Raw genomic sequence first — 12648 nt, 5'->3', positions numbered from 1 at the left:
TCAAGGGAAGACTGTTGGCTTACAAGCATATGATGATCAACTATTCATTTATTATAACACGGAGTTAATTGTCCAACACCAAATTAGTCAATTAAAAATCAATTACAAGGATGAGCACTACAAAGCTGAGCTCAGCAGAGCTCTTCCATACTATCCTGATATTGATCATCTGGCAAAGAAAAATTTAGAGACAATTGGAGATGTGTATAAAAATGAATAACACCTATCAACAGTTAGTACGAAATTTAGAATATTTAAAGTTAAAGCAAATGATCCAGCATCTAAGTGAAACCATCGATTTTAGTGTTGGAAATCAAGTATCTTTTGTAGAAACACTTGTAAAACTCACAAATTATGAAATTGATGTTCGAGAGAAAAATATGATTCATTCAATGGTAAAAGTGGGGGCATTTCCCCACTTAAAAGAACTAAACCAATTTGACTTTGAATTTCAGCCGTCGATTAATAAACAACAAATTCTTGATTTTATCACTTTACGATTTATTGAGAGAAAGGAAAATATTATATTTTTAGGCCCTAGTGGTGTGGGGAAAACTCATTTAGCCACTGCCATCGGCATAGCAGCTGCTAAAAAGAGAACCAGCACTTATTTTATTAAGTGCCATGATTTACTCCAGCAGTTAAAGAGAGCTAAAATTGAAAATCGTTTAGAAGCAAGATTAAAGCATTATACCAAATATAAACTGCTTATTATTGATGAAATTGGCTATTTACCTATTGATCCAGAAGATGCGAAATTGTTCTTTCAACTCATTGATCTAAGGTATGAAAAGAGAAGTACAATTCTAACAACTAATATCAATTTCAAGTCATGGGATGAAGTCTTTCAAGATTCTAAACTGGCCAATGCGATTTTAGACCGGGTTTTACATCACGCAACAGTAGTAAGTATTGTTGGAGAATCTTACCGAATCAAAGATCATCTTGCGAAAGAAAATGAGTAGAATTTGTACATACTTAAACGATCAAAAGTGTACATACTTAGGTTGACATTTATATACTGCTCATATTTCTACTTTTTTACTCTAAAAAAGTCTAATAGAAGTAATCTTTATTCTATGTACTTTTGTTATTGTTAATACAAAGTTCCTCTCCTTTTGTAACAGGAAACTTCCTTTAGATAATTTGTCAAAATGTGTTTGCCTTTTTCACTGCCTGGACTTTCTGTGATGAATATTTATTTGCAAAGATCTCTTTTGATTTCCTTTTTTGGAATTTCATTATTACCGGAAAAATTGTTCGGATATAAAGGAAAATTTTTACATTAGCACAAAATAGCATTCGTGATTATTATAAAATGGTCGTTTATGGAACTTGTATAATTTGCCAAACATGAAAAATTTTTATACATATTCCTTTTTTATAAGAACATAATAATTAAAGTCATTTAACTTAAAGGAAGTAATTTAAATTGTAATGGAACGGATGCCCTTTTGATTCCCTTATTAATTATCGTTTTGGCCAATTTGACCTCTATGCTGTTTGTTGTCCCTGATATATTAGTGGGAATTTTTGTGAAAAAATTGGATTTAAAAGTTTATCGAAATGATTCATAAATAGGTGAGGAAATTACTGTGCCATTTTTAAGAGAACTACTTATTAAAAAAAACCTTAAGAACCAATCTGAATCAAAATCAATTAGTGTTATCTTTCAACAAGCGAGTAAGTCAAGCGATTTTCATCAATTTTCTCCTGTTGAAAATCAGGATAAAATTCTAATCAGTTATTTTAAATCCATGGTAGATGCAGAGAAGATCAATCGACTCCTCCTCCCGGGCCTCCAAAAGAATGTTGAGAAAATTAAACATTTAGATGATATAAAAAATATAATCCCATTTGATGATATAAATGTTACAAGTAAAACTTCAGATGTTGAAAAAAAGCTTATAAAGGGATATGTCATTATCCAGTTAAAGGAATTTGACAATAACTTTCTTACTGTAAATGTTGAAAACGGTAATCTTGGCTACCGCCAGAACAATGAAGCAGAAAATGAATTTAGTGTTGTCGGTCCAAAAATCGGATTTGTAGAAAACATTGATATAAACATACATTTATTAAGAAAGCAAATTGCCATCACTGATTTAGTTTTTGAAGAAATTACCATGGGGTCTATGTCTAAAACAAAGGTGGTCATCGCCTATTTAGATGGGATTACCAATCCACAACACATTCAAACCGTACGCCAACGGCTAAAAAAAATAGATTTCGATGTGATTTTTGATAGCTCTCAAATTGATCAAATGATTTCAGATAACTCTAATACACCTTTTCCCATATTTTTATCTACAGAGCGAATTGACCGTGTTATTTATGCCGTTATAAATGGACAAGTTGCTATTTTAACGAATGGTTCCCCCTATGTCGTTACAGGACCGTCAACGTTGATGGATTTTTTTATTTCACCAGAAGATTATTATCTGCCCTGGATAGTGGGATCTTTCTTTCGAATTATACGCATTATTGGTGTGATTTTCTCGATCTTTGCGACTCCGTTATATGTTGCCGTATTAACATATCATTATGAAGTTATACCAGGAGATTTACTTGGACCTCTAATCAGTTCCAGAGCAAATGTTCCGTTTCCACCCGTATTAGAGGTCATTTTTTTAGAAATTACGATTGAATTACTGCGTGAAGCAGGGGCACGTTTACCAACCAAGATTGGACAGACGTTAGGGATTGTGGGAGGTATTGTTATTGGACAGGCAGCCGTAGAAGCAGCGTTAACAAGTAATATATTGCTGATAATTGTGGCGTTATCTGCACTTGCCTCTTTTACAACACCTATCTTTAAAATGTCTAATACCGTCCGTCTCTTACGATTTCCATTCATAGTAGTTTCAGCTTTTTGGGGTGGTTTTGGAATTGTTATTGGATTTATTATTCTTTTAGGTCATTTATTAAGATTAAAATCTTTAGGAACTCCCTACTTGATTCCTCTTTACCCATTTAGAATAAAGAATTTTCGAGACAGTTTTATTCGTTCGTCATATCAATATACAACAACTCGAAGCAAGTTTTTAAAGCCTCTTATGCTAAGACGATATACACCTCATGAAGACAAGGAGGATCTTAATAATGAGTAGCCAAAAATGCAAAATCATTTTTATATTCTGCTGTTTTTCTCTACTCATATTTGTTTTGACAGGATGTAATCGCGGTAAAATTGTTGATGATATACACATGCTTTCAGTACTAGGATTCGATAAAGAAGATCGCGATTATATTGGAACAGCTCTTTATTCAGACTATACTGAAGAACAAAAACAAGGGAAAATTTATTCCTTGCAAGGGCATGAAAAAAGTACGAAATTGATTCTAAAAGAAATAAACAATCAATCATCAAAACCTATTGAAATCGGTAAGTTAAAACTTTTAATGTTTAGTGAAAATTTAGCGAGAGATGGCATCTCGGATTTTGTCAAAACAATATGTAAAGACCCTTTAATCGGGAGCAACTTGATCATTGCTGTTTCAGAAGAACCGGCGGAAAAAATTTTAAATAATCTCACAAAAGAAGGAAATGACTACCTTCCTAATTTGATCGAACAAAACTTTAAATCAGGAAATGTACCCGTTTCCAATCTACAGATATTTCTGTTTGATTACTATGGGGAAGGAAGAGATGTATCTGTTCCTTTTATAAACCTAAATGAACATGGGAAAGTTAGAATTGACGGATATGCTGTTTTTAAAAAAGATCATTTGTCACTCGTCTTAAAGCAAAAAGAGATGTTTCTCTATAAATTATTACAAGCAAGATCGATGAATGGGGAAATGTCGTTTAAGGTAAGGAAAGGACAACAAGAAGGTCTTGCCGTATTGACAAGTCTTTACGGGAAAAAGATTGAATCTGTATCAAAAAATGAATCCGGGCCAAAGGTAACATACAGCATTAAATTACATGGAATGGTTAGAGATTATCCAGGATGGTTAGATTTGAAAAAAAATGAAAATTATAAATTATTAACAAGGCAATTGGAAAAGCAAATAAAAAACGACCTTTTAAAACTTTTGTTAAAATTCCAAGAGCATGATGTAGATCCCTTAGGTGTTGGGGATTTGGTAAGAGCACACAGTGAAAAGTGGAATGAAAAAGAGTTTTATGAAACAGTCTATCCAAAGGTAACATTCAATATTAATCTTAGCATTCAACTACATCAATCAGGGATCGGAGATTAGACATTTTGGTGGTTTATTATGAGTAAACAAGTAAAGGAAAGTTTAACCGTTTCTCCCTTTTTCTTATTCTTCATTATCCATGGGACACAGACTAGCGTAGGTATGCTGAATTTTCAAAGTGAAATAGTAGAGGGGGCTGAACAAGATGCATGGATTTCAATATTGATGGTTGGTTTTAGTCTTCATCTAATAATATGGATGATGTATTTTCTGTTAAAGAAATCAAACAATGGAGATATTTTATCCTTACATCAACAGATGTTTGGAAAATGGACTGGCAACATTTTCAATCTTTGTTTTTATGGATATATCATTTTAACGGTATCAACAACAGTACGTTCGTACATAGAAATTTTACAAGTTTGGGTTTTTCCATATGTTCATCTATGGGAGTTATCACTAATTATTGTGTTGGCTTCTGCATATATTGTTTCAGGTGGATTCAGAGTGGTTACTGGTATATGTTTTTGGGGAGTAGTGCTACCCAGTGTTGTACTTGTGACCCTTTATTACCCATTAAAATATGCAAACTGGAATAATTTACTTCCCCTTTTGAACCATAACTTAGGTGACTATATCGTTTCAGCAAATCAAACTATTACCAATTACTTGGGACCTGAATTATTGTTAATCTATTTTCCTTTTATTAAAAATAATCATGATTCCCAGAAATGGGCTCATCTTTCAAATGCCTATACAACCATTCTATATTTTATTATTACAATTGTGTCGTTTGTATATTTCAATATTCGACAGCTGGAACATACAATATGGCCAATCTTGATTTTATCAAAAGTAATCCGGTTACCTTTCATTGAAAGATTTGAATACATTTATATATTTGCATGGCTTTTAGTCATCTTACCTCCTTGTTGTGTCCTTTTGTGGAGTGGAACAAGAATCTTAAAGACAACAATTAACCTTAAACCTAAAAGATCGTTATGGATATCAAGTGCCATAGTCTTTGTTATTGTTATTAATTTAAAAACTGAAATTAGTATTGAGAACATTATTTCATTCCAATCAACTACAGGCTTAGTTTTTTTATACTGTTACATTCCAACATTGTTTTTTTTGTTGAACATCATTAACTTTTTTAAGAAGAGAAAAGCTTAGAAAATTAAGCTATATAAAAAAGACTTAGGGTTCTTACCAAAAATGCCTCGGTAAAAGATTTTGATAAATTCAAATGTTAGATCTAGAGATAGCCCAACGAGTAATAAAGTTTTATTTGCAGATCAAAAAAATTTCAGACAATACACAGATGGTAAAAAGTGGTGATTTGTTAGTTGTCTAACATTAAAATAACTACATATACTACTTTCCATAAGAAACTTCTATTAGGAGGAAAGTGTATGAATAAAAAAATTTTGTTTATGTTAATAACCATTACTTTTGTTCTATTTGCACCTATTTTTACTCAGGCACAAGTAATATTTGAAGTAAAATCTGGTGATAGTCTCGATAAGATATCTAAACAATATAAAATAAATAGAGATGAAATATCAAAGCTAAATGGATTAGCTAAAAATGCTCAACTTGTATTAGGACAAGCTCTCGTCATTCCAGGTTCAAATTATTATGTTCAACCAGGCGAGAGTTTATGGGAAATTGCTTACCGTCATTCCATCACCGAGGAACAATTAATGCTCAATAATGCACTAAAAAGCAAAGTAATTATTCCAGGACAAAAGTTAAACATCCCTCACTCCAAGCAAAAGAAAATTTGGACTGGAACTTATTTTGTTCCTAAGGATAAAAATGCAAATGCTTGGATTTTAAGTAATTATAGTAACACTTTATCAAGTATATTTGTTTTTGAGTATAAACCAGATTACGAAGGAAATATCATTGGGCTAGAAGAAAACGAAGCACATAAACTCGCCTGGAAGCAAAAATTACCCCCTTACGCAACTCTTTCAAATTTAAGCGAAAAAGGTTTTGACCCTGATTTAACTCATCATTTAATAAGTAACCCTTGGCGAAGAAAAAATTTTATAAATAATATTCATTCACTTTTACACAGTAATGATTATAAAGGGGTAGTCATAGATTTTGAACAGGTAAGAGACAAAGATCGTTCTAACCTAAATAAATTTATAAAAGAATTAGCTGAAAAGCTACATCCTTCAGGCATGGAAATATTGATGGCAGTTCCTCCAAAACAAGGAGATAAAATTCCATCTCATTCTACAGCATATGACTATAAAACCCTTGGTAAATACTTAGATAAGATTTTTTTAATGACATATGATTGGCATTGGCCTGGTGGCCCATCTGGCCCGATTGCTCCAATTGATAAAGTAAAGGAAACAGTAAATTATGCAGTTTCTGTAGTACCACGATCAAAAATTATGCTTGGTATCCCACAATATGCATATGATTGGACTATTTCTGGAGAAAAAAAGGCCGGTAAAGCTTACTCAACTCAACATGCAATAGACCTATATATAGGTCATATGAGTCAAATCCATTATGATTTAAATGCTGCTGCACCATGGTTTCGTTATGTCGATAAACAAGGAACATTACATGAAGTATGGTTTGAAGATCCCCGCAGTCTTTTAAAAAAACTTCGTCTTATTAAGGAATATAACTTAGCTGGAATGGGGTGCTGGCATTTAGGTTTAACTATGCCTCAAACGGAAGAACTAGTGTTGGAAGAATTTAAAGTAAAGTAAGTTTAAAAATCTATTTGGGTGATGATAAAGCACATCACCCTTTTATTTATCATTAAACGATGTGTAAGGGTTCATGAACCCAAATAGTTGCGACATGCGACTTTTCACCAATTAAACAAAAATTAATAGAGGGTCTTCAAAATATATCAACTGAAATTAGCAAATGAATAGAATCATTAGAAAATGAAAACTATTGTCTTCTAGGTAAACTTGAGGACATAAAGAAAAGTTTTTGAAACAAATTAAAACTGTTACTGTGTCTTTCTTTATTTAACTTCATATTCTAGCAATTATTTAGATATATTTACTTGTATTCAACATTTTGTATCCAAGACATTGGTGCATTGACAATTCATTATTAGAAGAAATTATAATAATGGACTCGTTCTAATTTCTTATTTGTTTGGATTATCACTAAAAAGGGGTAATCGAAACATTATCGAATTGCTTTATTTAATATTATTATATATTTGCATTTATACATACTCCACATTTGAAACTTTTATACAAGCTTAAAGAAACTATCTAATCTTAGAATATTCATGAATGTACTATTTTTTGTACTTTTGAAAGAAAATGAGGTTGATAAGTTAAATGGATACGATCCCATTATTAATGGGAGGAATTATACTTCTTATATTTTAACAGCATATAACGAATAAACAATCCAATTGCCAAACCGGGTATTAAAGACAACATCGGTAGCAAAATGGGTCCAAATGATATTCCGAAAATTAAATTAGGAGAATACATAAGACCTATTGTGACAAAATAAGCTCCAAATGCAAAAGGGAGAAAAGATAATGGAGGGTTCGTCCCTTCTGAAAATTTATAAGCATCATACATAGCATCCATATATACCCATGGATATAACATTAGCCATTGATAATTAACCGTTCCATAAGTATCTGTTATTTTCCCTAAGAAGCTATACATAATAGTTTGATTAAAATATTTTGGTTTTGCTTTAATTCATCTAATTTTTTTAATAAACCAACTAAACCTCTTATTGTAAACAAGGTAAAACTTACACTCCCAAAAGTATGGAGTGGTGACCATTTTTTCCATTTGAATAATCTGGGTTTTCTTCTAAATACCATTGGCCTAAACTCATTGGAACACTAAATATTAAGCTCTTTAAAAGTATCTTACCTATATTATCGTTTTATCGTTATACGATATTTTAACCCAGATAACACTTAAAATTGGAAAAATAATATATCATAAATAAGATTGGTTTTAAAGACTTTTGGAAAAGGGCGAACTGGATAGAAAATTCTTTGGCTTCCAACAGCATAAGCATCAATAAGAGTTGCAAGAACTCCTTTTGAGAAAAAAACAAGTAAATTTTCCCTCATCTTTGAGCCTCTAAATAAAAATGTTAGAGCAACTATACACAGTACATTAAGTAGGTTTAATAATTTTTTCTCCATAAAGTACCAGCCTTTTTCAATGGATTAATTTGACACTTTTAAAATTCCCTATCTTAATAAGTTTTATCCTTCTCTTTTCAATATGTTTACCAAATTTATAACGACATGGGTAAGTGATAATTTTATTAATTTAGCTATCTCATTTATTGAAAATCATAAAACAAAATTTTTATTAACAGATAAGAAAGAGCTAATCAACATTACTTGATTAGCTCAAAATTAAAAAAATCATTCATTAACAATATCTATTCCATTTTGGATAGTCATGATTATAAAGGGGTATTAATCTTTTGGTTAATTATCGTCAAGTAGAGAATCTTGAATTAAAGATATTTTCCTAAAAGAGATAACCACTTAATTCTAGGACTCCAGTAAAGAGTTATACTTTGGGCTTTTTATAATTAATGCTGTATTTGCTAATTATAATTAATTTCTTTCCATGAAACTTAATTGACATTGAAAATGTCCCTGGCCTGATGCTTCAAACTAAGCTTCAATTTCAGGTGGTTCTTTAATTAGTATTTCCTGAAAATAAAGGGGTTTTTGGCGATTTATATGTGGTATCACTTTTAACTTCTTCAGAGTTTCCCTTTTCTGAGGATATATTGGGGGCAAATGAAGAAATGATTACAGTAAAATATTTGAATTATCTAAGTCGGTAAATCACAAAAGATCGCTAAATCATTTGAACAAAGTCAATTTATAGAATTATTAATCTCAATTATGGTTAGTTTGTTAAATATAATGATTCTTTGTTTCCTATCTTACCCATCGCTAACTTAAGTCCTCAAACGTTAAGTTAAAAATTAATTATTTGTTAGAAATAAAAAAATTAACATTAAATGTTAATGTGTTATAGATTTTCCTTAGGACACATCTAGGACACTATCTAAATGTTCTTTTTTTATAGTAATTTTTTTCTTTTTCTTCTTTGGTATTCCCTGCTCCTTGGAATGATTAATCATTTTTTAGTAAGCGTTTTAGAATCCTTTTTTGAAAGACCCATGTGATTTATCTCCTCTCACATTCTTTTTATTTGTTTGTTCCTTGGTAATAAAAACTATACATATATCCACCCAAATCTATATGTAATAAATAACGGACAGAAAGACAGTGTCCCAATGTTAAATGTGACTTAGGCGGATGCGTTTATAGAGCCGAGGTGTTGGGGTTCAACCCGGTTTTTTTTAATCATTAGGAGGATTGCAAAGCAAACGACATGATTCTTGGCTTCAGAAAATGCAATTTACAAAGTCAAGGAAATTCCAATATAAATAAGCCTAATTTCTCAGCATTAAATTGAGAAATTAGGCTTTTATGTTACTTCATTAAAGAGCCTGATCGAATATAAGGTGACATTGATTAGTCAATCGAGTACGTATATTTAAAAAAGAATAACTAACTTCACAATTCGCACAAAGTGGGCACAAAGCCACCTTTTAACTATCAAGGAGAATATTAGTTTCTTGACCTTGTACCTTAAAAGTAAAAATAATCTTTATTTTAGAAAATATTCCAAAGGGAAGACCGTTATAACAATCTGAAGAAGGTAAACGTTCTGGACCATATGTTGCCTCCTCAACCCAATTGAAGAGTTCTTTCAACGTTAGTCAGAGAAATCAAACCTGATAAATCTGTTCCGGACTATTTTTAATTGTTATGTCGCTTCGATTTTTAATAAATTTTGAAAATAATCTCCTCTTTTATCTTGAAGATATTAAAAATACTGTTAAATTTAGTCTCATTTCTTTTCTTGTTTTTTAACTGTGCTTAACAAATATCCTTAGTACTAGACATTTGTCCCATTTCTCTAACTAAGGTCTCAGATGATATAAAATACAAACTCGATATTTATTCGGCTGGTCTTGGACCGGTATCCAAACCAGAGTTTTCTGTTGTCATGATAGGGCGTACGGTGACGTCTCCATTCACACGAATTTGACAGGATAAACGCAAATGATCTTCAATTCCTTTTTCCGAAAAGGCATTCTTTTCTAAATTAGTTACATCACAAAACTCACCTGCCAATACTTCTACTCTACAGGTCGTACATTTTCCTTTCCCTCCGCAACGATGGAGAATATTTACACCGATATCTTCTAGTGCCAATACTAACTTTTTCCCTTGTTCTACTTCAAAAGTTCCTTTTCCTAAAACCTTTAAGATTGGCATTTTATTAACTCCTCACACTATACGATGAATGCTAAAAGTCTTTATTATAGTTTTCACCTCACCTAGTATTAATAATCACAAAAAATGGAGAAATGTATAAATCACACTATAATAAGAAAACTGGAAGGTTTTGCATTATTTAATCTTATTGGACTGAAGGGTTTTCCCATTTACAAACAAAATAGACATAGCAAATTAGCTATGTCTATTATTACTTCAGATCGTAACTTTATTTAGGGAGTACTCTTTTTTGATCAAGATGGTTTATCTTGACTGCGCAGTTTATGAGTACTCTTCATATAATCATCTATTTTTAAACATTTTTTATAGGTAAATTTCATAGACTTTTTCCCCTTATCCTCTGTTGGTTTCTCAACAATTGTACCAGCCTTAAATAAATTCCCGATACACGAATAGACGCGTTATTCATAAACGCGCCCGATTGTTGAATAGTATTATTCAATTGCATAGTATTGTTGTACTGCGCAGCTGGAAAGTTGTTCCTCTTAAAGATAAGCGCCCTACAGATCAAAAAGAGATAGTGGGTTAATCCTTTACATCTTCCTTGCATATTTCACTAACTAGCTGCCATAACGCGTTGTTTTCTTTATTTTTCGGTCCAAGCCTATTACAATTTTCATATTGAGGCTTTGAATTTCTTTATTTTTTGCATTAAACCCTAATAAATTTTTCAGAGGTAACTAATTATTATGTCGTTTGTTAACTTCAATCGTAATGAACTCCGGCAAATAGCTGGGAGTACATCCTTTTGCTACTATTTCATCTTTGTAAAGACCCGTTTTCTCACCAAGTTTAATACAACGTGCACGATTCTTTTCATCATAAACGCCTATCCAGCCTGCGGTGAAATTCATAGCCCATTGAACTTCTGGTTCTTCCTGCGTAATATTAGCTTCTAATGCAGATAGCAAGTCTGCGGTGTTATCAGGCGGTGTTTGTCCAGTCCATCTCAATCGCCCTTGATAATACCAGAAAGCTCGCCTTTGGAGAGCAGAAGGACTATTTTCCCATGACTCCATCAATGCAATTTTCTTCTTGAACTTTGGTCAACCGAAGAGTTTTTGCCCAGACTATTAGCAATCTTAATTATGGATAAAAAACTTCTTTCACAAGATGTGCTAAATAAGCTTGATAAGGATATGCAGACTCACACTTTTGATGAGCGAAATAACTTAATGGATTGGTTAATGGCTAATCAGCTCACCAAATTATTAAAGCAGAACTATCTTCCAAGATATAGCCCATTAACTATATCTAACTAAATACAACAAAACCTTCCAATTTTAGTATGAATGAAGGTTATTTGGCGTGAGCAATTTTAGTATATCATGATGTTATTAATCTTTTTATTGAAAAATGTTGACAAACTATTAGCTGGTTTAGTTTTAAAGCCAACCTATATACATACCCTCTTATCAAGCTGATTTTGATCAAAATATCCAGTTAAAGAATGTGTAAACTCCAATTAATGTAAAAATAATTATTAAAATTATTATTGATAAACAACCAAATGTAACTAATTTATCTTCTAATGAATCTTTGGGTTCTTCTATCAATTTTTTTTTCACTTTATTTTGTGTAGAGGTAATTGCCTGGTCTAATTCTAGTCGTTTTAAGATTTCAGTATTACCTTTATATTTTAAAGCTCTTGCTATTCTAATAGGGTCATTTCCCATTGATTTTTCAAACTCAGTACACGCTTTTACCATTTCTGGTGTTTTGTTTTCTTCTAAATACCAGTATCGACCAGCCATAGAAGGATGTTTTAATTCAAAATATATCTCGCCTAACTTTTTACGGAGTTCTAATTCATTAGGATAGGTTGATATTAACCCGTGTAGTCTATCCCTTGCTTTCCCTAAATCATTTTTTAAAATGTCTTCTTCTATTTTTTTTAGAGTATTAACAGGCATCTTTTCTATGAAAAACACCTCATTTTATTTTTTTCTTCACATTTATTTCTCGATTGTTCATATTAATTCCTTCTTCAACAAAACTGTACGTTCGTATTATAAGGTTAGCCAGGAATGCTAAATATTTCTGGTTGACCATTTTTTAAATGGTTTTATTATATCAATAGCCAGGGTAGAACGTAACTGCTCGTGGGGCTTTGATCCCGTCAACTAAACCGTTCG

Annotated in this window: 8 protein-coding genes and 3 pseudogenes; 7 read left to right on the top strand and 4 right to left on the bottom strand. The window is 31.7% G+C overall.

What is annotated here, in order from left to right:
* From WQ54_RS34410 to WQ54_RS24170, 6 genes and pseudogenes are all read left to right on the top strand, one after another.
* Positions 1 to 220 (top strand): annotated as a pseudogene (locus WQ54_RS34410) (IS21 family transposase); the annotation flags it as partial.
* The gene (gene istB / locus WQ54_RS24190) at positions 213 to 965 is read left to right on the top strand and encodes an IS21-like element helper ATPase IstB (protein WP_046514187.1); all 753 of its coding nucleotides are present in this window, start codon (positions 213 to 215) and stop codon (positions 963 to 965) included. The pseudogene WQ54_RS34410 and the gene istB, both read left to right, overlap by 8 nt.
* A gap of 630 nt (positions 966 to 1595) precedes the next feature.
* Positions 1596 to 3110 carry a spore germination protein gene (locus WQ54_RS24185; protein ID WP_084822308.1) on the top strand — a complete coding sequence of 505 codons (1515 nt, stop codon included), beginning with the start codon at positions 1596 to 1598 and terminating at the stop codon, positions 3108 to 3110.
* Positions 3103 to 4206, top strand: a complete 1104-nt coding sequence (locus tag WQ54_RS24180; protein ID WP_046588148.1) for a Ger(x)C family spore germination protein — start codon at positions 3103 to 3105, stop codon at positions 4204 to 4206. The genes WQ54_RS24185 and WQ54_RS24180 overlap by 8 nt, the downstream gene beginning before the upstream one ends.
* Before the next feature lie 18 nt (positions 4207 to 4224).
* On the top strand, positions 4225 to 5322 hold the full coding sequence (locus tag WQ54_RS24175) for a GerAB/ArcD/ProY family transporter (protein ID WP_046588147.1): 1098 nt from the start codon (positions 4225 to 4227) through the stop codon (positions 5320 to 5322).
* 239 nt (positions 5323 to 5561) lie between these two features.
* Complete coding sequence (locus WQ54_RS24170; RefSeq protein WP_046588145.1) at positions 5562 to 6887, top strand: glycosyl hydrolase family 18 protein; 1326 nt, start codon at positions 5562 to 5564, stop codon at positions 6885 to 6887.
* Positions 6888 to 8086: 1199 nt separating this feature from the next.
* On the opposite strand, the gene WQ54_RS34930 is transcribed toward WQ54_RS24170, so the two are convergent.
* The 3 genes and pseudogenes from WQ54_RS34930 to WQ54_RS24150 form a co-directional block, all read right to left on the bottom strand.
* Positions 8087 to 8320: a CBO0543 family protein gene (locus WQ54_RS34930; protein WP_231597638.1), complete on the bottom strand. Its 234-nt coding sequence runs from the start codon at positions 8318 to 8320 to the stop codon at positions 8087 to 8089.
* Positions 8321 to 10171: 1851 nt separating this feature from the next.
* Positions 10172 to 10492 (bottom strand): 2Fe-2S iron-sulfur cluster-binding protein, encoded by a 321-nt coding sequence (locus tag WQ54_RS24155; protein ID WP_046588143.1) that lies wholly within the window; start codon positions 10490 to 10492, stop codon positions 10172 to 10174.
* Between the two features lie 701 nt (positions 10493 to 11193).
* Positions 11194 to 11550, bottom strand: a pseudogene (locus tag WQ54_RS24150) (DNA alkylation repair protein); the annotation flags it as partial.
* Here WQ54_RS24150 and WQ54_RS34925 point away from each other — a divergent pair.
* A pseudogene (locus WQ54_RS34925) lies at positions 11548 to 11721 on the top strand (DNA alkylation repair protein); the annotation flags it as partial. The pseudogenes WQ54_RS24150 and WQ54_RS34925 overlap by 3 nt on opposite strands.
* Positions 11722 to 11943: 222 nt before the next feature.
* Here the strand turns inward: WQ54_RS34925 and WQ54_RS24145 are convergent.
* The gene (locus tag WQ54_RS24145) at positions 11944 to 12426 is read right to left on the bottom strand and encodes a DUF6584 family protein (RefSeq protein ID WP_046588141.1); all 483 of its coding nucleotides are present in this window, start codon (positions 12424 to 12426) and stop codon (positions 11944 to 11946) included.
* Between the last annotated feature and the right edge of the window lie 222 nt (positions 12427 to 12648).

Source organism: Bacillus sp. SA1-12, assembly GCF_000981385.1.
In the GTDB taxonomy this organism is placed as follows: Bacteria; Bacillota; Bacilli; order Bacillales; family Bacillaceae; genus Metabacillus.
Note: the sequence above shows the minus strand (reverse complement) of the source record. Positions and strands in the feature narration are given on the sequence as shown.

What these genes read in the sequence shown, in the direction of transcription:
- istB (WP_046514187.1), top strand. Translation starts at nt 213, where the DNA reads ATGAATAACACCTATCAACAGTTAGTACGAAATTTAGAATATTTAAAG.
- WQ54_RS24180 (WP_046588148.1), top strand. Translation starts at nt 3,103, where the DNA reads ATGAGTAGCCAAAAATGCAAAATCATTTTTATATTCTGCTGTTTTTCT.
- WQ54_RS24175 (WP_046588147.1), top strand. Translation starts at nt 4,225, where the DNA reads ATGAGTAAACAAGTAAAGGAAAGTTTAACCGTTTCTCCCTTTTTCTTA.
- WQ54_RS24170 (WP_046588145.1), top strand. Translation starts at nt 5,562, where the DNA reads ATGAATAAAAAAATTTTGTTTATGTTAATAACCATTACTTTTGTTCTA.
- WQ54_RS34930 (WP_231597638.1), bottom strand. Translation starts at nt 8,320, where the DNA reads ATGGAGAAAAAATTATTAAACCTACTTAATGTACTGTGTATAGTTGCT.
- WQ54_RS24155 (WP_046588143.1), bottom strand. Translation starts at nt 10,492, where the DNA reads ATGCCAATCTTAAAGGTTTTAGGAAAAGGAACTTTTGAAGTAGAACAA.
- WQ54_RS24145 (WP_046588141.1), bottom strand. Translation starts at nt 12,426, where the DNA reads ATGCCTGTTAATACTCTAAAAAAAATAGAAGAAGACATTTTAAAAAAT.